20 protein-coding genes are annotated in these 24,724 nt (G+C 31.8%); 9 read left to right on the forward strand and 11 right to left on the reverse strand.

The annotated features are described in order from the left end of the window. Positions 1-11: 11 nt before the first annotated feature. Positions 12-725, forward strand: a complete 714-nt coding sequence (locus tag INR78_RS04955; RefSeq protein ID WP_223077725.1) for a 3'-5' exonuclease — start codon at positions 12-14, stop codon at positions 723-725. A 149-nt stretch (positions 726-874) separates the two neighbouring features. On the opposite strand, the gene INR78_RS13630 is transcribed toward INR78_RS04955, so the two are convergent. Next, on the reverse strand, positions 875-3,733 hold the full coding sequence (locus INR78_RS13630; RefSeq protein WP_255593121.1) for a GEVED domain-containing protein: 2,859 nt from the start codon (positions 3,731-3,733) through the stop codon (positions 875-877). Between the two features lie 170 nt (positions 3,734-3,903). Here INR78_RS13630 and INR78_RS04970 point away from each other — a divergent pair, with 170 nt between their 5' ends. Further along, positions 3,904-5,592 (forward strand): ABC transporter ATP-binding protein, encoded by a 1,689-nt coding sequence (locus tag INR78_RS04970; protein WP_223077726.1) that lies wholly within the window; start codon positions 3,904-3,906, stop codon positions 5,590-5,592. 303 nt (positions 5,593-5,895) lie between these two features. Here the strand turns inward: INR78_RS04970 and INR78_RS04975 are convergent, their stop codons facing one another. The 8 genes from INR78_RS04975 to INR78_RS05010 form a co-directional block, all read right to left on the reverse strand. Then, positions 5,896-6,549, reverse strand: a complete 654-nt coding sequence (locus INR78_RS04975) for a 3-oxoacid CoA-transferase subunit B (RefSeq protein WP_223077727.1) — start codon at positions 6,547-6,549, stop codon at positions 5,896-5,898. Between the two features lie 50 nt (positions 6,550-6,599). Next, the gene (locus tag INR78_RS04980; protein WP_106680617.1) at positions 6,600-7,301 is read right to left on the reverse strand and encodes a CoA transferase subunit A; all 702 of its coding nucleotides are present in this window, start codon (positions 7,299-7,301) and stop codon (positions 6,600-6,602) included. Between the two features lie 85 nt (positions 7,302-7,386). After that, positions 7,387-9,732 carry a penicillin-binding protein 1A gene (locus INR78_RS04985; protein WP_223077728.1) on the reverse strand — a complete coding sequence of 782 codons (2,346 nt, stop codon included), beginning with the start codon at positions 9,730-9,732 and terminating at the stop codon, positions 7,387-7,389. Between the two features lie 10 nt (positions 9,733-9,742). Continuing rightward, the gene (locus INR78_RS04990) at positions 9,743-10,225 is read right to left on the reverse strand and encodes a gliding motility lipoprotein GldH (RefSeq protein WP_223077729.1); all 483 of its coding nucleotides are present in this window, start codon (positions 10,223-10,225) and stop codon (positions 9,743-9,745) included. Beyond that, positions 10,212-11,471, reverse strand: coding sequence for a regulatory iron-sulfur-containing complex subunit RicT (locus INR78_RS04995; RefSeq protein WP_223077730.1), 1,260 nt, complete (start codon positions 11,469-11,471; stop codon positions 10,212-10,214). The genes INR78_RS04990 and INR78_RS04995 overlap by 14 nt, the downstream gene beginning before the upstream one ends. A gap of 150 nt (positions 11,472-11,621) precedes the next feature. Next, positions 11,622-11,852, reverse strand: coding sequence for a ferredoxin (locus tag INR78_RS05000; RefSeq protein WP_027879223.1), 231 nt, complete (start codon positions 11,850-11,852; stop codon positions 11,622-11,624). Continuing rightward, complete coding sequence (locus INR78_RS05005) at positions 11,852-13,096, reverse strand: peptidase U32 family protein (RefSeq protein ID WP_027879224.1); 1,245 nt, start codon at positions 13,094-13,096, stop codon at positions 11,852-11,854. Before INR78_RS05005 ends, INR78_RS05000 begins: the two co-directional genes overlap by 1 nt. Before the next feature lie 4 nt (positions 13,097-13,100). Beyond that, positions 13,101-14,174, reverse strand: a complete 1,074-nt coding sequence (locus tag INR78_RS05010; RefSeq protein ID WP_223077731.1) for a rhodanese-related sulfurtransferase — start codon at positions 14,172-14,174, stop codon at positions 13,101-13,103. A gap of 483 nt (positions 14,175-14,657) precedes the next feature. Between INR78_RS05010 and recA the strand changes: the two genes are divergently transcribed. The 5 genes from recA to INR78_RS05035 all read left to right on the forward strand — a co-directional run bounded on the left by recA (position 14,658) and on the right by INR78_RS05035 (position 20,737). Then, positions 14,658-15,662 carry a recombinase RecA gene (gene recA / locus INR78_RS05015; protein ID WP_027879226.1) on the forward strand — a complete coding sequence of 335 codons (1,005 nt, stop codon included), beginning with the start codon at positions 14,658-14,660 and terminating at the stop codon, positions 15,660-15,662. A 94-nt stretch (positions 15,663-15,756) separates the two neighbouring features. Continuing rightward, positions 15,757-16,176, forward strand: coding sequence for a hypothetical protein (locus INR78_RS05020; RefSeq protein WP_106680632.1), 420 nt, complete (start codon positions 15,757-15,759; stop codon positions 16,174-16,176). A 27-nt stretch (positions 16,177-16,203) separates the two neighbouring features. After that, positions 16,204-16,749, forward strand: a complete 546-nt coding sequence (locus INR78_RS05025) for an RNA polymerase sigma factor (protein ID WP_223077732.1) — start codon at positions 16,204-16,206, stop codon at positions 16,747-16,749. Next, entirely contained in the window at positions 16,750-18,225 is a 1,476-nt protein-coding gene (locus INR78_RS05030; RefSeq protein WP_223077733.1) for a hypothetical protein, read from the forward strand. Between the two features lie 118 nt (positions 18,226-18,343). After that, the gene (locus INR78_RS05035) at positions 18,344-20,737 is read left to right on the forward strand and encodes a hypothetical protein (protein WP_223077734.1); all 2,394 of its coding nucleotides are present in this window, start codon (positions 18,344-18,346) and stop codon (positions 20,735-20,737) included. Here the strand turns inward: INR78_RS05035 and INR78_RS05040 are convergent. Continuing rightward, complete coding sequence (locus INR78_RS05040; RefSeq protein ID WP_223077735.1) at positions 20,723-21,460, reverse strand: 1-acyl-sn-glycerol-3-phosphate acyltransferase; 738 nt, start codon at positions 21,458-21,460, stop codon at positions 20,723-20,725. The genes INR78_RS05035 and INR78_RS05040 overlap by 15 nt on opposite strands. A 78-nt stretch (positions 21,461-21,538) precedes the next feature. On the opposite strand from INR78_RS05040, the gene trpS reads away from it, so the two are divergent. Continuing rightward, complete coding sequence (trpS, locus tag INR78_RS05045; RefSeq protein WP_223077736.1) at positions 21,539-22,507, forward strand: tryptophan--tRNA ligase; 969 nt, start codon at positions 21,539-21,541, stop codon at positions 22,505-22,507. On the opposite strand, the gene dprA is transcribed toward trpS, so the two are convergent. Next, positions 22,508-23,611 carry a DNA-processing protein DprA gene (gene dprA / locus INR78_RS05050; protein WP_223077737.1) on the reverse strand — a complete coding sequence of 368 codons (1,104 nt, stop codon included), beginning with the start codon at positions 23,609-23,611 and terminating at the stop codon, positions 22,508-22,510. A gap of 106 nt (positions 23,612-23,717) precedes the next feature. Here dprA and INR78_RS05055 point away from each other — a divergent pair, with 106 nt between their 5' ends. Further along, positions 23,718-24,656: an SPOR domain-containing protein gene (locus INR78_RS05055; RefSeq protein WP_223077738.1), complete on the forward strand. Its 939-nt coding sequence runs from the start codon at positions 23,718-23,720 to the stop codon at positions 24,654-24,656. Positions 24,657-24,724 lie beyond the last annotated feature (68 nt).

Below are 24,724 nucleotides of genomic sequence, written 5' to 3' on the forward strand. Positions count from 1 at the left end.
TAACCTTAGTAATGATTAGCAAACTAAACCTAGAACACATATTATTTTTAGATATTGAAACCGTTCCAGAAACGCAGCATTTTTCTGATTTAGATCCTACAAAGCAAGCACTTTGGGAACACAAATCGCAATACCAACGTAAAGACGATTTTACCGCAGAAGAATTTTATGAACGTGCAGGTATTTGGGCTGAGTTTGGTAAAATTATATGTATTTCGGTTGGATATTTTAAAATTCATGGTGATACAAGAGTGTTTAGAACAACCTCTTTTTATGGTGAAGAACAACAATTGTTACAGGACTTTAAAAACCTACTAACTACACATTTTAGTCACGCAAAACATTTACTTTGTGCGCATAATGGAAAGGAATTTGACTTCCCGTACATTGCAAGACGTATGATTATAAATAATATAGAGTTACCATATAAACTTAATCTTTTTGGTAAAAAACCTTGGGAAGTACCTCATCTAGATACTTTAGAATTATGGAAGTTTGGCGACTATAAAACCTTTACTTCTCTTAAATTATTGACTAATGTTTTAGGTATACCTTCTCCAAAAGATGATATAGATGGTAGCGAAGTATGCAGAGTGTATTACGAAGAAAACAATATTGACAGAATAATTACCTATTGCGAAAAAGATACTATTGCTGTAGCACAAGTGTTATTACGATTAAGAGGTGATGATTTATTAGAAGAAGACGAAATACTTCATGTTTAAAAATCTTTCAAAATTAAAGTGTCAGGTCGAGCGCAGTCGAGAGCTAACTCTTTTTAACTCTAGACTACATTTGAGGTAACTGAAAATAAAAAATCCAGAGTTTTCACTCTGGATTTTCAAGTTTAATGGTTGGATGGTTAGTTAAGGGATTATTCTTTTATAAATCTTTTGACTTTGGTTTTTTCGCCAATATTCAATTGTAAAATATAAACTCCACTATTAAACTCCGAAACGTCGATACTAGACTTGTAATTACCTTTTAGTACTGTTTGTCCAAGCATATTTTTAATTTCAAAACTTTGTGCTTCAAAACCAACTAAATCTATGTTAAGTATTTGCTTAACAGGGTTTGGATATAGTTTAAACTGCTTATCAAAATCATCCTTTGTAGTTACTATGCTAGTAAATGTTTTAACGTTATTTGTTAAACAGAAGTTTGTAGTTTCACTACTAGTAAATGATCCACCAGAAGCTAATGTAGCACCAGTATCTGTGTTTGTTAAGGTATACGAACCATTTCCGTATGAACAGCAAATACCATCTCCGTAAGCATCTGTAATTGTAAAGTTATAACAACCATCATCTAAACATCCAATAGGAATATTTAAAGTTGATCCATCTGCTTGCGAACCGTAAGTACCGCCAGACGCAACTGTTTGACCAGAATTATTGGTTAATGTCCAAGCGGTTTCTTCTGGATAGTTATCAAAAGTAATTGATAATGTTACATTAGAACAACCTGCATTACCGCCACCAGAAGTAGATAGGTTAATAGCATCTACCGCCATATCGCCTTGCCAAGTTGTACCTGTTACACCATTAAAACGCAATTGAACAGTACCTCCAACATAAACACTTAAATCTACAGTAGCAGTTTGCCAAGAATTACCTTGGTTACCTGATTGACTCCAAACGTTAGTCCAACTTGCGCCGTTATTATCACTTGCTTGTAAAGCTAAACTTCCCATAGAAGTAGCACCGTACATATGATAATCAAAACTAAAAGTTGCTTGAGATTCTGCACTTAAATCAAAACATGGCGAGTTTAAAATCGCTCTTTTTGTCGAGTAATTAGGTGAAGAAGATTCCATGTACACATAATACGTACCAGCACTTGCGCTAGATGGTCCAGTGTTACTAGAAGGCGTTCCGTAGGCATCAACAGTCCAGTTAAAGTCATCTGAAGTTGATTGCGTCCAAGCACCTAAAGTATTTTCAAAGCTTTCAGAATAAGGGAAAGCACTAATACCACCAGAACAAGATCCTGTTGTTGGTTGTGTAACAATTATTGTTCTTGTTACTTGTGAAGCAGCGTTTCCTGCTGAATCACTTACGTTATAAAATCTTGTGTATGTTCCTGCTGCGTTTGTATTTACAGTTCCTGTTATGACGATGTTTGAAGAAATATCTCCATCTTGATTATCTGTAGCAGTTGCACCTAATTCTGTATAAGTGTCTCCAACTTCTAAATTAATTGTAGATGCTCCAGTTAATGTAATTACTGGTGGCGTTGTATCTGGTGTTCCTGTTATAATGTTAACCGTATAATCTTCAACTTCTCCATAAGAAAAAGCCTCACAAGATGTTGGTATACCGTTATATTTCATAGAAACTCTCATTCTTGTTGCTCCGTTAGTAGCTGAAGCTGGTACTGTAAAACTTCCACTAACTGGTGAAGTTTGTGTTGCTGCATTGGTCCAAACTTGCTCACCAGAATCTGTAAAATCGCCATCTTGGTTATAATCAATCCATACAGAATAACCTTCTGCATAAGTAGTTCCTGTCCAAGTTGGAGTTACTGTTACCGTGTAACCAGAACCTTTAGATAAATCTGTAGAAATACTTGTAAAATCTGAATACGTTTGAGCTCCAGAAGCATTATCTATAGTTGCTAATTGTACTCTAGAAATATATTCGTCGTTAACATTATTTCCTTGTGATGCACAATATTGTGGACCTGTTTGGCAAGGAGCGCAAGATCCGCCACAGTCTACACCAGTTTCATCACCATTTTGTACACCATCGTTACATGTTGGTTGTGGCGCTGCACCACATTTATCTGATAAAGCTAGACTTCTTCTTACTCCACCAGCTTCTAAAACAGCTCGCATACGATTTTTTTGACCTTGCGTGAATAAGTTCATACAAGAATCGTCTGAGTAATCCATATAGTTTTGTGGCATATCTGTAGATCCACAAGACGTTTGTCCACTTGGACAACCATAATTAGCGGTTTGATGCGTTGGTGTGTCGCTAACAAAATCGTTACCACAATTAGAATCTCCCCAAATGTGTCTTAAGTTTAAGTAATGACCTACCTCATGAGTTGTGGTTCTACCACCATCAAAAGGTGCAGAAACACTACCTACACGACCAAAATAATTATACGCCATCACAACACCATCTGTTGCAGCATTACCACCTGGAAATTGTGCGTATCCTAAAATAGTATTACCATTACTTGTCATTCTTGGCACAATCCACATATTAAGATATTCACTAGTATTCCAAGGATCTACTCCGCCAGTAGAAGATCGTTTCATATCATCACTTGTTCCCCAATCTTGTCTAGTTACTTGTTTTCTAGTAATACCAGTTGTAGCATTTCCGTTAGGATCTACAGTTACTAGACAGAATTGTATCTCGGTATCTGCTGCTTGCGACCAAGTGTTATCTGCATCTGGATTTGTTCTTCTAAAATCTTCGTTTAATACATCTAACTGAGATTGTATTTGTGCTACACTAATGTTTTCTGTAGAGTTTCGATACAAAACATGTACTACAACAGGTATGGTTATTACACTACCATCTACCCTATTGGTATTGTTTTGCATTTGCTGCACTTTTGTTTTAGTAAATGCCTCTATTTGAGCCATTCTTTGCTCAAGTTTTGGGTTTTGCTGTTTTCTGTACTCTAAATTTTCCATTGTTGCACAATGACGTTTTTGTGCAAAGGAGAAAGCCACAAAAAACAAACCTAAAATAGTTAAGGTAATTTTGTTTTTCATATTTAATGTTTAAAAAAATAGTTAATATTTTATGAATATATTAACAATTACATTAAATACACAACAATAAACTAAAATTATAATCAAATAACTTACCAAAAAATTATATAAGACTTTACTTACGGTTTTAACCGTATTGCATTGAAAGAATTTGATTACTTTTACCTTAAATGAGCAAAAATTTACTTCAAATAAAAAACCTCTCTATTGGCTTTAAATCTGATAAAGAATTAAAACCAATTATTAAAAATATTTCGTACGACATCTTTGAAAATGAAATTGTTGGTGTTGTTGGCGAATCTGGTTCAGGAAAGTCTGTTTCTTCTTTAGCAATAATGGGACTATTACCTAAAAAAATAAGTCAAATAACTTCAGGAGAAATTGTTTTCAATAAAACAGAATTAACATCTCTTAATGACAAACAATTTCAAAATATAAGAGGTAACGAGATTGCCATGATTTTTCAAGAACCTATGAGTTCTTTAAATCCATCTATGCGTTGCGGTAAACAAGTCGAAGAAATTTTATTTAAACACACATCATTAAGTAAAAAAGAAGTTAAAGCAGAAGTAATTTCTCTTTTTGAAAAAGTAAAACTACCAGATCCAAATCGTGCTTACTCAGCCTATCCTCATGAAATTTCTGGCGGACAAAAACAACGTGTCATGATTGCTATGGCTATTGCCTGCAAACCTAAATTATTAATTGCAGACGAGCCAACAACAGCATTAGATGTTACTGTACAAAAAGATATTATTTTATTGTTGAAAGAGCTTCAGCAGGACACAAAAATGAGCATTTTATTTATTACTCATGATTTGTCTTTAATTTCTGAAATTGCGCAACGTGTGTTAGTGATGTATCAAGGTAAAATTGTAGAACAAAACAAAACCGATCTTATTTTTAAACATCCAGAAAACGAATACACCAAAGCACTGATTAAAGCTAGACCGTCTTTAAAAGAAAGGCTTAAACGTCTACCAACCATAAAAGATGTGATGCAAAAGACAGTTTCTAAAGAAACTATTACTGCCGAATTGAGAGCCAAAACACACAAGGAAATTTACAGTAAAGCTCCTATTCTTGAAGTCGTTAATTTAGAAAAAGAGTACATTTCTAAATCAGGTCTTTTCTCTAAACCTGAAAGTTTTAAAGCAGTTAACAACGTTAGTTTTAAATTATATGAAGGTGAAACTTTAGGTTTGGTAGGCGAATCTGGTTGCGGTAAATCTACCTTAGGAAATGCTATTTTATTGCTTAACAGAGCAACATCAGGTCACATTTTTTACAAAGGAAAGGATATTACAATTCTTAATAAATCTGAAGAAAAAGCATTACGTAAAGACATTCAAATTATTTTTCAAGATCCATTTGCATCTTTAAATCCGCGTTTAACCGTTGGACAAGCCATTATGGAACCCATGCAAGTACATAAGCTTTACAACTCAAAATCTGAAAGAAAGGAAAAAGCAATAGACATTTTAAACCGTGTAGGCTTAGATGAAAGTGCTTTTAACCGTTATCCACATGAGTTTTCTGGCGGACAACGCCAGCGTATTGGTATAGCACGTACAGTTGCGCTTCAACCAAAACTAATTGTTTGTGACGAGTCTGTTTCTGCATTAGATATTTCTGTACAAGCACAAGTTTTAAATCTTCTTAATGAACTAAAAGAAAACTTTGGCTTTACCTATATTTTTATTTCTCATGATTTAGCAGTTGTTAAATACATGAGTGATCAATTATTAGTTATGAATAAAGGTAAAATTGAAGAACTAGATGATGCAGATGCCATTTATGAATCTCCTAAGAAAGAATACACAAAAAAATTAATAGAAGCTATCCCTAAAGGATTATAGCATAAATAGCTTTTTTGTAAGTACTAAAAGATTTTTAGCTAATCTAAATGTATTTTTTAAACCAACATAAACTTTGCCTATATAATTTGTAGGTTGTTCAGGAAGGTTTGAAGCATAATACATAAGCAAAAGTTTATGGTAGATTTGGGATATCTATTTGGTATAATTTGGGATTGCTAATATGAGATTTATTTTAATCGAATCAGTTTAAAAACACAAAAATTCGATGAAATGCGCTATTTTTTAACATTTCATCAAAATTTTATAAATATTCGTGTTGATTTTCTTACAATAAAATATTAATTAAATAACCATTTCTGGTATATCGCCATTAATTATTAATGTGCCTTCTGTAGCATTTTTAATATCTTCAACTGAAACTCCTGGAGCACGTTCTAATAGTTTAAACCCTTGGTCTGTTACTTCTAAAACAGCCATATTAGTTACTATTTTTTTAACGCAACCAACACCTGTTAATGGTAAAGAGCATTTTTTAAGAAGTTTAGATTCTCCTGCTCTATTGGTATGCATCATAGCAACAATAATATTTTCTGCACTAGCTACAAGATCCATTGCTCCTCCCATACCTTTTACCATTTTTCCCGGTATTTTCCAGTTTGCAATATCTCCATTTTCCGCCACTTCCATTGCGCCTAAAATCGTTAAGTGTACGTGTTGACCACGAATCATAGAAAAACTCATGGCGCTATCAAAAAAACTAGCTCCTGGTAAGGTTGTTATGGTTTGTTTTCCTGCATTGATTATGTCTGCATCTTCTTCACCTTCAAAAGGAAATGGTCCCATACCAAGCACTCCGTTTTCACTTTGAAATTCTACCTCAATATCGTCTCTTACAAAATTAGCCACTAAAGTTGGTATACCAATACCAAGGTTAACGTAATAACCATCTTTAACTTCTTTTGCAATGCGTTTTGCTATTCCGTTTTTATCTAACATTTTATTTAGTTTAAGGTTGTGGTTTATAAAACTATAAGCCTTATAAACATTTAATTTTTTGGTCTTACTGTACGTTGCTCTATACGCTTTTCAAAAGTTTCTCCTTTAAAGATACGTTGCACAAAAATACCTGGTATATGTATTTGATTAGGATCTAATTCTCCTGCCGGTACTAATTCTTCTACCTCAGCTACGGTAATTTTTGCTGCGCCACACATTACTGGATTAAAATTACGTGCTGTCCCTTTAAATATTAGGTTTCCTGCTTCGTCACCTTTCCAAGCTTTTATAAAAGCAAAGTCTGCTTTAAAGGCATGTTCTAAGACATACATTTTACCATCAAATTCTCTGGTTTCTTTACCTTCTGCAACTTCGGTACCATAACCTGCTGGTGTATAAATAGCAGGAAAACCAGCTTGAGCTGCTCGGCATCTTTCGGCTAATGTCCCTTGTGGAATAAGTTCTACGTCTAATTCTCCAGACAACATTTGTCTTTCAAATTCGTCGTTTTCTCCTACGTAAGAAGATACCATTTTTTTAATTTGCTTTTTTTGAAGTAATAGCCCTAAGCCAAAATCGTCTACTCCTGCATTATTAGAAATACATGTTACGTTTTTTACGTTTCGTTTTACCAATTCTGCTATTGCATTTTCAGGAATTCCGCTTAATCCAAAACCACCTAACATAAAAGTCATGTTATCTTCGACACCATCTAAAGCTTCCTGAACTGTATTAACGGTTTTTTTTATCATCATTTAGTTTTTTAGTGGTTTAAATTTAAGAATAAAAAAAACCATTCTGAAAAGAATGGCTTTTAAAATTTATCGTTGAAATATTTTAGAATTCTAATTCATCAGGAACGTCTTCTTCTGGCATATCTAAATCGCCTGAATTTGAATTATTTCCTTCCTCATACTTATCGCAATCTACAATAATAGAAAGGTCTTTAGGTTTTTCAAATTGATCTTTTGATACATCTAATTCTTTATCTTCATAACAACTTTTCATGTACATACCCCAAATTGGTAACGCCATAGATGCACCTTGACCATATGTAATCGATTTAAAGTGAGCTGCTCTATCTTCTGCACCAACCCAAACGCCAGTTACTAGATTTGGTACCATACCCATAAACCAACCGTCTGATTGGTTTTGTGTAGTTCCTGTTTTTCCTGCTATTGGGTTTGTAAATCCATATGGATAACCTGTGATAATTTCTTTATAAACACCACTATTTGGCATCCAAGTACGACGTAGTCTGGCTCCAGATCCTTCTGTGGTTACTCCTTCCATAAGCTTAACTGTAACATAGGCAGCTTCTTCACTTAAAACATCTCTAGTTTCTGGTACAAATTGGTATAAAACAGTATCATTTTTATCTACAATAGTAGTAACCATTACTGGTTTTGTATAAACACCTTGATTTGCAAATGCAGAATATGCGCCTACCATTTCATATAAACTAATATCTGGTGTTCCTAATGCTATAGATGGTACTGCTGGTATTTCTGATTCTACTCCTAAATCTCTTGCCAGTTTAGATACTGGTTCTGGACCTACTTTATCCATTAACCTAGCTGTAATGGTGTTAACCGAGTTGGCTAATGCTGCCTTTAAGGTCATTTCTCCACTATAATCTCCATTTGAGTTTTTTGGTGCCCAAGCTTTTTGGTTTCCAAATTTACCAGCTTCAATAGTGTATGGTGCTTTAGGTAATTTATCACATGGCGACATGTGCAATTGATTAATTGCTGTTGCATAAACAAATGGCTTAAATGTAGACCCTACTTGGCGCTTACCTTGTTTTACGTGATCGTATTTAAAGTGTTTATAATTCATACCTCCAACCCAAGCTTTAACATGTCCGGTTTGTGGATCCATACTCATTAAACCTGGTTGTAAAAAGTGTTTGTAGTAACGCATAGAATCCATTGGTTTCATAATGGTATCTATTTCTCCTCTTTCCCAAGAGAAAATGGTCATTTCTGTTGGCTTATTAAAAGATGCTATAATTTCTTTTTCAGATTTTTTCAAATCGTACTTCATGTGTCTCCAACGTTCTGATTGACGCATAGAACGTTGCATAAGACTTTCTATTTCATCTTTATCTAAATCTAAAAATGGCGCTGTTGGGTTACGGTCTGGTGTGTTTTGATGAAAAAATTCTGCTTGTAATTTTTTCATGTGCTTTACAACTGCATCTTCTGCATATTTTTGCATACGCGAATCTATAGTTGTATACACTTTTAATCCATCTTGATATATATTATATTTAGAACCGTCTGCTTTATAATTTTTCTTATCGTTTGCCCAGTCTTTTAAAAATGCTCTAAGGTATTCTCTAAAATAGGTAGCTGTACCATCGTTATGAGATTCTGGATTAAAATTTAAATCCAACTCTGTTTTTTGAAGTGAATCTTTAATTTTTTGATCTAAAACACCATATTTGGTCATTTGTGCAAGGACAACATTACGTCTATTTTTAACACCTACTGGGTTTTTATCTGGTCTTGGATTGTATAACGACGAATTTTTAAACATACCTACCAACATGGCAGATTCTTTTACGGTTAGCTCTTTTGGCTCTTTACCAAAGTAAATTCTTGCTGCAGATCTAATGCCGTCTGCATTGTTACCAAAATCGTATATGTTGAAATACTGAGCAATGATTTCTTCTTTTGTATACTGACGTTCTAAACGAACTGCAATAATCCACTCTTTAATTTTTTGTATTAAACGCTCTGCGATATTTTTTGATCCTTCACCATGAAATAACTGTTTAGCTAACTGTTGTGAAATGGTACTTGCTCCTCCACTTCCTGGTTTTAAGACTGCACGTAATAAACCTCTTGCATCAATACCAGAATGGTCATAATATCTAGCATCTTCTGTTGCTACTAAAGCATCTATCAAATTTTGAGGTAAGTCTTCGTAACGAACTGGAGTACGATTATCGTTTAAATAAAATTTAGCTAATGTTTTACCGTCTGAAGAAATAATTTCGGTAGCTAAATTGGTTTCTGGGTTTTCTAATTGTGTATGGTCTGGCATTTCACCAAAAGCACCAACAGATGCTAAAAAGAATATTAAAACGATTAAAAGAATGCCTCCTAAAAAAAGCATCCAAAACCATCTGATGTATTTTTCGAAACCTGTAGTTTCTTGTTTTTTAGTTTTTGCCATCTATGCCAATTTATTCTGTTTTTTCTATCCTAAAACCTACGTCTGTAATACCTTCTAAATTTACTACGCCATTTACATTTCCGTTTTGGCGCATTGCGTGCTGTATGTTTACTTTATATTCTCCTTTTTCTTTAAAAATTACACCTTCTTTATACCACAACTTATTTTCTTTTACAGAAGATAACCCTTCGCCTAGCCACTCGCCATTTGGTTTTGTCATTGCGTATTGTAAAGTGTCTGTTATTGCTTTTCCGTGAGGAAATTTCATTTCAACAATTAAATATAAATTACTGAATTTATAAGCATTGGTGTTTCTTAAATTAACAAACAGGTTGTAAGGTTTTATAGAATCTGGTGGATTTATTTTAAAACTTACTACATCTTCTTTATTCCAAGCTGTAGACACACTTTTATACTCGTCATAAACAGCTTTAGAGTCACAAGACATTGCTAAAACAAATAGTAATATAACAATTATATTATTTGTTTTCATTGTTGTTGTTTGGTTTGTTTTTGTTTGGTCGACGTTTTTTAGGTCTTCTTTTTTGATTGTTTGAGTTGCTATTAGTGTTTGTATTACTTTTAGCTTCTACTTTACTTGGTCTATTACGCTTTCGGTTTTTATTAGTTTTACGTTTCTTATTGTGTTTTGGTTTATCAAAGCGTGTTAAACTATCTTGACCAACAACGTTTTCAAACTCGGTTTTAGTATCTACAGTAAGGTCTGCTGCGTATTCTTCTAAACTAGCAACTTTCTTTTTTTGTTTATTAATTTCTATAATTTCGTTGGCTTGTTCTGTGGTAATTAAGTGCCAATTCATCCATTCGCCTTCATAAGCGTACCACATATGTCCTTTAAAAATGTCTGTTTTTTGGCATACTGCAGTACCTTTTTCGGTATATAATTTAGTGTCTGTTTTAGGAAACGATTTTAAAGCATCTAAATACGCATCAAGCTCGTAATTTAAACAACATTTTAATTTACCACATTGACCAGCTAATTTAAGTGGATTAAGTGATAATTGTTGGTAACGTGCTGCACTTGTGCTTACCGATCTAAAATCTGTTAACCAGGTAGAGCAGCATAGCTCACGACCACAAGAACCAATACCACCAAGTCTTGACGCTTCTTGACGAAAGCCAACTTGTTTCATCTCAATTCTTATTCTAAACTCTTTAGCGTATACTTTAATTAGCTCTCTAAAATCTACACGTTCTTCAGCAGTGTAATAAAAGGTTGCTTTGCTTGCATCACCTTGAAACTCGATATCAGAGATTTTCATCTTAAGATTTAAATCTATAGCAAATTGACGTGCTTTAACCTTCATTGGTTCTTCACGGTCTCTTGCTTCGCTCCAAATATCTATATCTTTTTGTGATGCTTTACGGTATATTTTTAAGACATCGTTTTTGGTATCTACTTTCTTGCGTTTTATTTGTACACGCACTAATTCGCCCGTAAGGGTAACCATACCAATATCGTGACCAGATTGAGCTTGAGTAGCTACAATATCTCCAATACTAAGTGTTAATTTTTCGGTATTTTTATAGTAGTGTTTACGTCCGTTTTTAAAACGTACTTCTACCCAATCAAAAGGTTCTTCTCCGTTAGGCAAAGACATGTTTGCTAACCAATCAAAAACCGTTAATTTATTGCAACTATCTGTACCACACGTTCCGTTATTTTTACAACCTTTAGGCTGTCCATCCTTTCCTGTAGCGCAACTTTGACAAGCCATACTATTTTATGTATATATTGAATCTAAAGGAGTTAGCTTTAGATGACGATTAATAATTTGTGACTTTTCGCTTTCGCGGAAAATGAGCCACTTCAATTTGTAAAGATAAGATTATTCTTATGACTTTAAAATAATAAAATTTAGGTGTTTTTACACGTCTTTAACCGAAATTATATTTACCGGACATGCTTTTGAAGCTTCTGTACATGGTTCTAAAATCTCGTAATCGTTAGATTTTAGTGTAAAAAAACCTTTCCTATCGGTTGAATGTAATAATACAGTTTTACCGTCTTTTTTTGACATCCTAAACTGGTTTGGTGCCAACTCTACACAGTAATTACAACCAATACACTTGTTTCTTTGTAAGGTAATAACAACCATTAGGCTTCTACTTTATTTTCTACAATTTTATAAAGTTTGTCTGATGGTCTTACTCTAAACTCTAATGGAATAGTGATTGAGTCTCCTTTTGTTCCTTTTTCTAACGCTTGGTCATTAACCAACATTTCTTTAAGCTCAAACTCTTTAGCGCCTGTTGTTGGACCGGTAATTAGCAAAGTATCACCTAATGACAAATCGTAAGCCTCAATTTTAAATTCGCCAATTTTAGCTTTTGGATAAAAATGAACGCCTTTACCAATATACACTTTCTTTTGCGTTGCATGAGATCCTGAACCTTTACTCCATTCGCCTAATTTTTGTCCTAAATAATAACCACTCCAAAATCCACGATTATAGACTTTTTCTAGCTCTTGCATCCAACCAATAACTTTGTCTTTATCGTAAGTGCCGTTTTCTACACTATCAATTGCGTCTCGGTAACATTTAATTACTCTAGCAACATATTCTGGTGCACGACCACGACCTTCAATTTTTAAAACTTTAATACCTGCATCTGCTACTTGGTCTAAAAAATCGATAGTACAAAGATCTTTTGGAGACATGATATACTCGTTATCCAATTCCATTTCAAAACCAGTTTCTTGGTCGATAACGGTATATTTTTTTCGGCAATTTTGTTTGCAAGCACCACGATTTGCAGATGAGTTATGCGAGTGTAAACTCATATAACACTTACCTGAAACCGCCATACACAATGCACCATGACCAAAAATTTCGATCTCTACTAAACGACCTGATGGTCCTTTAATTTGTTCTTTTTCAATTTGCTCTGTTATATGTTTTACTTGACGTAAACTAAGCTCGCGACTTAACACCATTGTATCTGCAAACATGGCGTAAAACTTAACCGTTTCTATGTTTGTGATATTAATTTGTGTTGAAATATGAACTTCCATACCCAACTCTCTAGCTACAGCAATTACCGCTTGATCCATTGCGATTACTGCAGTAATATTAGCTTCTTTAGCTCTTTTTACTAATGTTTTTACGATAGATAAATCGTGATCGTAAATAATAGTATTAAGAGTTAAGTAAGTTCTTACATTTTTTGCTTGACAACGTTTAGAGATTTCTTCTAAATCGTCTAAAGTGAAATTAATAGACGCACGAGCACGCATGTTAAGTTGCTCTACACCAAAATAAACCGAGTCTGCGCCATTATCTAAAGCAGCTTGCAAGGATTCAAAATTTCCTGCAGGCGCCATTAATTCTATCTTTTGCATCGCACTAGTCTTGTTTACTTTTTAAAGTTTCAAAAATATTACGCAAGTCTTTTTTATACGGCAAATGGTCTGCACGTCCTTTTTTGAAGATGTCATTACTGTTACCTTGTCCTTTACGTAGTGCTTTTTGCTCTTCGTAAGGCAATGCGTTTATATCTTTACACGTTGATGAACAGCAATTGTCCATTTCAGCTTTACAATCTTCACACTGGATAAATAATAAATGACAAGCATCATTTGCACAGTTTACGTGCGTATCACAAGGCTTACCACATTGGTGGCATTGTGCAATTACATCGTCACTAATTTTTTCTGCTCTTCTTTCGTCAAACACAAAATTCTTTCCTATAAACTTATTTTCTAAAGCTTTTTCGTTGACCTGTCTTGTGTATTCTATAATTCCTCCATCAAGTTGATAGACGTTTTTAAACCCTTTGTGTTTAAAATAAGCACTAGCTTTTTCACAACGGATACCACCAGTACAATACATTACTAATTTTTTGTCTTCTTTGTGTGCTTTTAAATCGTCTTCAATAATATCTAAAGATTCTCTAAAAGTATCTACATCTGGTGTTACGGCGTTTTTAAAGTGACCTATTTCGCTTTCGTAGTGGTTACGCATATCTACTAATACCGTGTTTTCGTCTTCTATTAATTCGTTAAACTTTTCGGCATTAACGTGTATTCCTTTGTTGGTAACATCAAAAGTTTCGTCGTTTAATCCATCTGCAACAATCTTATCACGTACCTTAACTTTCAGCTTTAAAAAAGACATGTTGTCTTGCTCTACAGCAATGTTAAGTCTTACATTTTCTAAAAAGTCAATACTGTCTAAATGCGTTTTGAAGTTTTCAAAATTATCTGCTGGAAGTGATAATTGGGCATTGATACCTTCGGTAGCGACGTAAATTCGACCTAAAACATCTAAACTGTTCCATTTAATAAACAGTTGGTCTCTAAATTCTTGTGGATTGCTAATGCGCGCATATTTGTAAAAAGACAGAGTAAGACGTTCTTTACCTGCTTTTTCAATAAGTTCGGCACGTTCATTAGCACTTAATTTGTTGTACAGTTGCATGCTATACTTTCGTTTTAAGAGTTAATAAATGAGGTGCAAAGGTAGAATTTAAAATTAGTATTGCAAGATTAAAGGTTGCATTTTGATGTTATTTTAATGAAAAACAAACAGTTAACCTATAAAAAGAAAAAAGTCCTTTGTGTTTTACAAAGGACTTTTAACAGACTAACTCGTTAATAATTTTTTAATTTTTTTATTAAAAAATGTTACGAGTTAACCTCCATCGGCTTTACAACTGCTATTTAAGAAAATAGAGATTGAAACGCCTAATGCATTAATCAAGATTATTTTTTTTAAATATTTCATTCCTTAGCAGTTTAGAATTAATATCTATAAAGAGGAATAAATTTTTTTCTTTTTCATAGCTATTTTTTCCCTCTTTTGTTAAGTAGATGCAAAAAGTTTAAAAAGGTTGCGTGAGAAAAATAAAAATGGTTAAAAAAGTAGTATTTTAGCATTGAAATTTTATAAAAAGAACTGAAAATGAGCAAAGAAAACGAAGCAAAATTAAAAGCTTTACAACTAACACTAGACAAGCTAGATAAAGCCTACGGAAAAGGAACAGTAATGAAAATGAGTGATGCTGCTGTTGTAGATGTAGATGCTATACCTTCTGGATCTTTAGGTTTAGATATCGCTTTAGGTGTTGGTGGTTACCCAAGAGGAAGAGTTATAGAAATATATGGACCAGAAAGTTCTGGTAAAACCACATTAACCTTACATGCAATTGCTGAAGCACAAAAAGCAGGTGGTATTGCAGCATTTATTGATGCAGAACATGCTTTTGACCGTTTTTATGCTGAAAAACTAAATGTAGATATTGATAATTTAATTATTTCTCAACCAGATAATGGTGAGCAAGCTTTAGAAATTGCAGATAATTTAATACGTTCTGGAGCTATAGATATTGTTGTAGTCGATTCGGTTGCTGCATTAACTCCAAAAAGTGAAATTGAAGGAGAAATGGGTGATTCTAAAATGGGATTACACGCACGTTTAATGTCTCAAGCATTAAGAAAGTTAACTGCATCTATTAGCAAAACCAATTGTACCGTAATATTTATTAACCAATTACGTGAAAAAATTGGAGTTATGTTTGGTAACCCAGAAACTACTACTGGTGGTAACGCTCTTAAATTTTATGCTTCTGTTAGATTAGATATTAGAAGATCTACACAAATTAAAGACTCTAACGGAGATGTTATGGGTAACAAAACAAGAGTTAAAGTGGTTAAAAACAAAGTAGCACCGCCATTTAAAACAGCAGAATTTGATATTATGTACGGTGAAGGTGTTAGTAAAGTTGGAGAAATTTTAGACGTAGCTGTAGATAAAGGCATTGTAAAGAAAAGCGGATCTTGGTTTAGCTACGAAGACACTAAATTAGGACAAGGTAGAGATGCTGTAAAACTAGTTATAAAAGATAATCCAGAATTGTTTGAAGAACTAGAAGGCAAAATAAAAACCGCAATAAAAGAAGAACAATAAAATAAAATCCCGATTAATTCGGGATTTTTTATTTTTATACGCAACCTTTTTACAACTAATGCATCTATTAAGTACTTAATAGCAATAAACATAGATGAAAAAATTAATATTATTACTGATAAGCTTTAGCTTTATGATTACTTCTTGTAGTGTAGAGGATGATACACCAACAGAAAATTATCATATAGAAATACTACCTGTTGAGTCTGCTACTGTGCCAGAATCTTTTACATATGGAGAAGATCATGAAATTACGGTTAGCTATATTAGACCTAGCACTTGTTACGAATTTAATGACATATATTTCTTAAAAAACAATAATGTAAGAAATGTTGCAGTAATGACCACAGTATGGGATAACGTAGTAAATTGTGTAGACTTACAAAGCATAGAAGAAAAAACATTTACAGTTAAAGCAACTCAATTAGAAAACTATATTTTTAAGTTTTGGCAAGGTGTTGATGATAGCGGAGAAGATATTTACTTAACCGTTGAAGTACCTGTTGAGCAATAATTTTTTTTTAATTAATAAAAATATGCATTGAGTTTAGACCAGCTCATATATAATTGTCAAAAAAATGACACAAAAGCACAAAGTGAATTATATGAACTTTTTTCAGGTAAATTATTCTCAATCTGCTTAAAGTATTCTCGTAATTACGCAGAAGCAGAAGATAATTTACAAGACAGTTTTATTACCATATTTAACAAAATAAAACAGTATAAAAATAAAGGAAGTTTTGAAGGTTGGCTTAAAAGAATAACAATTAACACTGCATTACAGCGTTACAGGCAACAAAAAGTATTTGACATTGTTAACGAGGATGCAATTGAAGAGGAAGAAGAAGTAGATATAGATGAAAATAACGTAAGCCTTGAGTTTTTATTAAACTGTATACAAGAGTTACCAGATAGATACAGGCTAGTTTTTAACTTATACGTTTTAGATGGTTATTCTCATAAAGAAATATCACAAATGCTAGACATAAATACAGGTACTAGCAAATCTAACCTAGCAAGAGCTAGGCTAATATTAAAAGAAAAAATAACAACATATACTAGCGGTAACAATTCGCAAAGTTTATAGATGAGTAAAAAGAATTTAGATAGACTATTTCAAGAAAAGTTTAAAGATTTTGATGCTAAGCCAGATAAACATGTTTGGCAAAACATTAAAAAACAACTTGAAGAAGAAAAAAACGACAAGCCAGTATTAATCATTCCACTATGGTTAAAACTTTCTGGTGTTGCTGTTTCTATATTATTAATGTTGTTTTTAGGCAACTCTTTATTTAATACTAATATAGAAAATCAACCTATAATTGTAGATTCTCCACAAAAAACAGAGAGTAACACAACAACTAAAAAGCCTAAATCAGAGCTAAACAATAAAGAAACTAATATTACTACTACAGTAAAAAATAAGAACTCTGTTACAGAATCTAACTTACACAAAACAGAATCTTTTAATAAAAAAGAACCATTAAATAACCAAAACACAAATAACTTAACTACTTCTAGTGTAAAATCTGCTGTAACAGCAATAAATAACTCTGAGACAACGTCTACAAAAAAACAAAGTACTTCTAATAATAAAAAAGCTGTTTTAGAAGATAAATTAGATCAAACTGGTATTGCAAAATCTTCTAACAATACTAATAATAGCAAAGTGCCATCAAATAATCTTAAAGGCATACAAAACAATAATTTAAAACTTGATAGCAGTAAGGCTTTAGCAGAAAACAGCTTAGAAAAAAATAATTTAAATAAAGAAGAAAAAGAAGACCAAAAAGAAAACGCAATTGAAACTGCAATTGCAGAAAACGAAGAATCAAATAATGAAAAAGAAGAAGATTTTAACAGGTGGAGTATCTATGCTAATGCTGCACCTGTTTATTATAATAGTTTTGGTAATGGGTCTTCTATAGATGAGCAATTTATGGGTAATAATAAAACCGGCGAAATAAATGCTGCTTACGGACTTAAGTTTGGTTACGCTATTAACGATAAAGTTAAAATTAGAACAGGTATTAATAAACTAAATTTAAGTTATGATACCGATGATGTAATTGTTTATCAAAACGTAAGTAACAACCCTAAAGTTATGAGAAACGTTAGATTAAATAAAATTAACAACTTAGATATAAACGTTATTAGCGGAAGCGAATCTTTTTTACAAGTACCAAATATAGGTTTTGTTAGAAATGTTTCTTTAAGTCAACGTATATCTTATTTCGAAGTTCCTTTAGAAGTAGAATATAATTTAATAAATAAAAAAATTAGTTTAAATATTATTGGTGGCGTTAGTTCTTTCTTTTTAGACGATAACGAGTTAATATCTGAATTTGAAGGAGATCAAACTAAAATAGGAGAAGCTAATAATTTAAATTCTGTGAGTTTCTCTACTAACTTCGGTGTTGGATTATATTACAATTTTTCTAGACATCTTCAATTAAATCTAGAACCAACTTTTAAATATCAAATAAACGCATACAACAATACATCTGGAGAGTTTAACCCTTATATCATAGGGTTATATTCTGGGTTAAGTTATAAATTCTAAGTTTTAGTTATTTTTCTTTTTTAGAAGAAAAATAACTATTAAAAAAGCCACTCTGTGCCAAGAGTGGTTTTTTTTGGCATAAAGTTTGATTAGAATAAATAATCAATATAACCAGCTCATGAAAAAAATCAACTTACTAATCGCTCTATTAATTTCTATTCAATGTATATCTCAAAATATAGATCAACTTTACTCTAATTATTTTGAAAACACTAGAGAAATACCTTATCTACATCTCAATAAAACTTCCTTTATTAAAGGTGAAGAAATTTGGTTTCAATCTTACGTTATTGAACAAAACTCTAATAAACTTCACACAACAACATCAAATCTATATGTTTCTGTTTTTGATGAAGATGGACACCAAAAAGAACAACATTTAATACATATTAAAAATGGTATTGGTTATGGCAGCATCCCAATAGATTCTACATTTACTCAAAACAACTATTACATTAAGGCGTCTACAAACTGGATGAAAAACTTTAGTGAAGATAATTCTTTTACTCAAAAAATTTCAATCCTATCTGACCAAAAAAATATTAATGCTAAAGCAAGCTCTGAAGATGATTTTTTTGAGTTTAAACTTATGCCTGAAGGTGGTCATTTACTTGAAAATACAGTTAATAACATTGCTATATTAATTAAAAATCAAAACAATAAAGGTGTAAAAACTAAAACAGGTATTATTAAAGATAGTAACGGTAATAGTATTGGAGAATTTAACACTAACACTTTAGGTTTTGCAAATGTAAACATACCTATTACAAAAGGTGAAATTTATACTTTTGAAGCTACACTTAACAATGGGTCTACTTTAACACAAAAAACCAATATACCTAAACAAACAGGTATTACTCTTAACACAAAAATATTAGATGATTCTTTTGTGTTAAATATACTTACCAATAAAAAATCTTTAAACATCCTTAACGGCAAAAAGTACAGGATCTTTATCCATAATACTAGAAGTTTTAAAAACATTTTCTTTGACTTTAATAATACTGATAAAAACTACGTTTTATTACTTAAAAAACAAGAGCTCTTTAAAGGTGTAAATATTATTACATTATTTAACGAAAAAAATCAACCTGTCTTAGAACGATTAATTTATAACGATCTTGAAGATACTTCTAATAAGATTAAAGTTACAACCTCTAAAATCAAATATGACTCTATTCAAGCTACGATAATTAACTACTCTAACGAAAAAATATTTTTAAGCTCAAGCTTTTTGCCTTCTAGTACTAAAGCTTATGAGCCTAACAATAATATTAAATCACAAATTTTACTACAACCTTATGTAAAAGGGTTTATAGAAAACGCTAATTATTATTTTAACGCTTCAAAAAATAAATCTAAAGATTTAGATCTATTATTACTTACACAAGGCTGGAGCAAATATAACTGGGGAAATATTTTTAACAATACGCCTACTGATAACTTTAATTTTGAAAACGGTATAGATGTAACTCTAACTTTTAAAGAAAAACTAAACTCTAAACAATCTATTTTAATCTTCTCTGATAAAAATAACCTAGTTAAAGAAATAAAAGACAATCAATCTCCTATAGAATTAACTAACCTTTATTTAAAAAAAGATAGTGACTTTAATTTTGGATTAAAATTTAACGAAAACACACTAAAAATAAACCCTTATATAAACTATTACAACTATAGTTTAAAAGATGTATTTGATAAAAAAAACTTAATACTTAATAAAAATTTTGAAATTAAAGTTTCAAACTTTAAAGATTTACCATCTAATGTTACAGTTCTTGAAGAGGTCATTCTTAAAGCTGATAAAAAAGTAAAAGAAATTAAACCTTATGGTGCTGCTACTATCCTTACTAATATTAAAATGAAAGATATCTTAATCCCTTCAGGCGAAACAATTATTGATTTTTTAAAATTCAAAGGATTTGGATATGTAAATAATCGCATGCTCCCTAGAAGAGGTAGAGGTATAAGTAATGAAAAAGTAAGACTTTCTATTTTAGAAAACTCTACAGATCAAAATTCAATAGATGACAATGTCTCAAACCAAATAAAAAAAGAAGAAAGTGATTTATATATACGTCCATCTGTTCGAGTATATTTAAATAATAATGAAATCACTAATTCCCTTTGGGCATTAGAAAACATCTACACAAATACAGTCAAAGAAGTTTATTATGGTGAAGATCCAGGAAAATTTGGTGAATTAATTTACATTTATACTCTTTCACCACAAGAATATACTTCTAAAAATAGTCAGTTTTCCACAGTCAAAATACCTATAGGTTTCAACCAAGAAAAAGAATATTACTCTCCAAAGTATCCTTCTTTTTCAAACTCAACTTATAAAGAATTTGGAGCACTATTTTGGAAACCAAACATCATATTAGAACCTAATAAATCTATAACTTTTAATGTGCCTAAAAACTATCAAAAAGATGCTAATATTTTTATTGAAGGTATTTCAGAATCTGGTCAATTAATATCTAAAAATCAATTATTAAGCTTTGAATAATTGTAGCTGTTTAAATATAATATTTCTAGCCTTTTCATTTAAAGACTTAGTGTCGCTAACACTTAAATCTGATGTAGATATAAACTGATGCATAGTTGCTCTTAAAATACCTGGTCCACCACTAAAAAAAGTATAAGAAAAACGTTTTTTATTATCTGCAAACGTTAATGGTACAATCGGTATTTTGTGGTTTATAGCTAGTCTAAAAGCACCATCTTTAAACTCGGCTAAATCAATATGTTCTTCAGGCACCATACCTTCAGGAAAAATACAAATACTTAAACCTTGTTTTAATCGTCTTTGAGCTCTCATAAAAACACGTTTTCTGCTTTCTGCATCTCCACGATCAACCAAAATACACGTACGTTTATAGAAAAACCCAAACAACGGAATTTTTGCCAACTCGGCTTTACCAACAAAAACAAAAGGATTTTTTACCGCTACCAACATTAACATAATGTCAATCATAGACGTATGATTAGCAATAAACATATAGCTTTTTTTGCGCTCGGTTTTTTGCAGATAATTAATTTTAGTTGGCATACCCATGCCAACTAAAATAAAACGCGCCCAAAAGCGGGCTAATTTAAAAAAGTATGGATACCAAGATTCTTTAGAAATAGAAATTAAAAGCAACGGAAATAACACAATTATTGGTAAGGCTACCAAAACGTAAAACCAAATACGGTAAAATGTCCAAAAAATGTACTTAAATATCTTCATTTGGATTCAAAACTAATTAAATTAATTGAGCTATTCTACTAAAAAAATTACCTTTGCCATTCAGAATTATATTTAATCATGGCAAGAATACTTACAGGAATTCAAAGTACAGGAACACCACATTTAGGTAATATATTAGGTGCTATTTTACCTGCTATAAAATTATCCGAAAACAGTGATAATGAGTCTTATTTGTTTATAGCAAATTTGCACACCTTAACACAAATTAAAAATGCAGAAGAGTTAAGACACAACACCTACTCTGTTGCTGCAACCTGGTTAGCTTTTGGATTAGACATAGAAAAAACAGTGTTTTATAGACAAAGTGATATACCTCAAGTTACAGAACTTGCTTGGTATTTAAACTGTTTTTTTCCGTTTAAAAGAATGCAATTAGCCCATGGTTTTAAAGATAAAGCAGACCGTTTAGAAGATGTAAACTCTGGATTATTTATGTACCCAATGCTTATGGCTGCAGATATTTTATTGTATGATGCAGAGATTATTCCTGTGGGTAAAGACCAACTTCAACATATCGAATTTACAAGAGATGTAGCCTCTCGTTTTCATGCAAAAATGGGTGAAGCTTTTGTTTTACCTGAAGAAAAATTGCAAGAAAACACCATGCTTATTCCTGGTACAGATGGCGAAAAAATGAGCAAGAGTAGAGATAACTTCATCAACATCTTTTTACCAGAAAAACAACTTCGTAAAAAAATAATGAGTATTGAAACAGATAGCACGCCGTTAGAAGAACCTAAAGACTGGAGCACCTGTAACTGTTTTGCTATTTACAGCTTATTAGCTAACGAAGAACAAATTGCAACAATGAAAGCCAATTACGAAAATGGTAATTACGGTTACGGTCATGCTAAGCAAGCGCTTTACGAGTTAATCTTAACCACTTTTGAAGCTCAAAGAGAACGCTATAACTTTTACATGCAAAACTTAGATAAAATAGACGAAGCGTTAGCTATTGGTGCAGAAAAAGCCAAAAAAGTAGCGGATAAGGTACTAGCTAGAGTTAGAGAAAAGGTTGGATATTAATTAAATAAGCTCAAACAATTTTCCTGGTAAAGGTCTAACAACACCTTTTAACTCCATATTAAGTAAAATACTTGCCATTTTGTAAGTTGGTAATTTGCAGTTTATAGCAATAACATCTAAAAGCTCTTTATCGTTATCTTTTAGGTAGTTATATACTATTTTTTCATCTGCATCTAACTCTACAAATAACTGTTTTTGTATTGGTGGCTTTTTTAACGCTTCTAATTCCCAATTAAGCATATAAGGAATATCGTATGGTGTAGATAGCAAATGTGCTTTTTGCTGCTTAATTAGGTTATTACAACCAACACTTTGGCTATCTGTTATGCGACCTGGTACCGCAAAAACATCTCGGTTATAAGAATTAGCAATATCTGCAGTTACAAGGCTTCCGCCTTTTTCTGCAGATTCTATAACAATGGTTGCTTGACTTAAACCTGCAATAACACGATTTCTTTTTAAAAAGTTGTTGCGATCAAAAGTATCACTACTCCAAAAATCAGTATAAAAACCGCCATTATTTTCTACTTCAGCCACATATTTTTTATGTACTTTAGGATAAATTTGGTTTAATCCATGCGCTAAACAACCAATAGTTTGCAATTTGTTTTTTATTGCTGCTTTATGTGCAGTTATATCTGTACCATAAGCAAAACCAGAAATAATTATAGGCTTGTATACTGCTAAATCTTCAATTAATTTTTCGCAAAAAGCTATACCAGATGTTGTAATTTTTCTAGTACCAACTATGCTAATAATGTGTTGATTATTTAAGTTGATATTTCCTGAAGAAAACAACAAAATAGGACCATCTAAACAATGTTTTAATTTTTCTGGATACGTATCATCTAAAAAATAATGACAATTTATACCTTCATCTCTTATGTATTTTAGTTCGCTTTCTGCAGCTTCAAGATGATTTGATTTATGCAATTCACTTAATAAAACTTCACCAATACCGTCAATTTTTAAAAGATTACTTCTTTTTTCTTTAAAGACAGCTTCTGCACTTCCGCAGTGATTAATTAGCTTTTTTGCAGTAGTATCTCCAATTTTTGATACGTGTTGTAAGGCTAAAATATGCAGTAATTGGCTATCTTTCATTTTATATTAATCTGATTTTTAAGCTACAAGAAAAGAAATTTATTGCTGTTAATAAATAATAGAGTCTAAATTTTATTCGCTTTTAAAAATTTATAACTTTGTTTTTATGCAATTAGAAACCTACATAAGCGATTTGTTATACCGTTACGATTGTGTGACTGTGCCAGAGTTTGGTGCTTTTTTAACGCAACGTAAATCGGCTACGGTACACGATTCTACCAACGCGTTTTATCCGCCAAAAAAAGTATTATCTTTTAATGAACAAATACAAAATAACGATGGTCTTTTAGCTCGTTATATTGCAGATGTAGAAAAGATTCCTTTTGAAGTTGCTACGCAAAATATAGCAATGCGTGTTAAATCGTTAAAATCTTATTTAACCGAAGGAGAAACTTTAACCTTTGAAAATATTGGCGATTTAAAGTTAAATAATGAAGGTAAAATACAGTTTACACCATCTTATCACCTTAATTATTTAACAGATGCGTTTGGTTTATCTCAATTTGTAAGTCCTTCTGTAACAAGAGAAGAATACAAAAAAGAGGTTGAAACAATTGAAAAAGAAGTACCTACAATTACGATTACACAAGAAAAGCGTAAAAGTAAGTCTTATCTTAAATACGCTGCAGTTGCTATTATTGCATTAGGTTTAAGCGGTTTTGGAGTAATTAATTATTACAAAAACATAGAAAACCATAACCAAGTTGCCCAAGAAGAAGCAGATGCACAATTAGAAAGTCAAATACAAGAAGCTACATTTGTAATAAGCAATCCTTTACCTGCTGTAACATTAAATGTAAATAAACAAATAGGTAATTATCATGTGATTGCTGGTGCTTTTAGATTAGAAGAAAACTCTGATAAAAAAGTAGAACAGTTAAAAGCTTTAGGTTTTAAAGCAAGAAAAATTGGTACAAATAAATATGGATTACACCAAGTTGCTTATGGTAGTTATACGTCTAGAGAAGACGCTTTTAAAGCTTTAAATTCAATAAGAAAAGAAAGTAATAAAGATGCTTGGTTGCTTATAAAAAAGTTAAACTAAGTATTGTTTAAACCAAATATTAAAAGCCTCACAATTATAATTGTGAGGCTTTTTGTTTTCATAATTAT

This window comes from Mesoflavibacter sp. SCSIO 43206 (assembly GCF_019904215.1).
GTDB classification, from domain to species: Bacteria; Bacteroidota; Bacteroidia; order Flavobacteriales; family Flavobacteriaceae; genus Mesoflavibacter; species Mesoflavibacter zeaxanthinifaciens.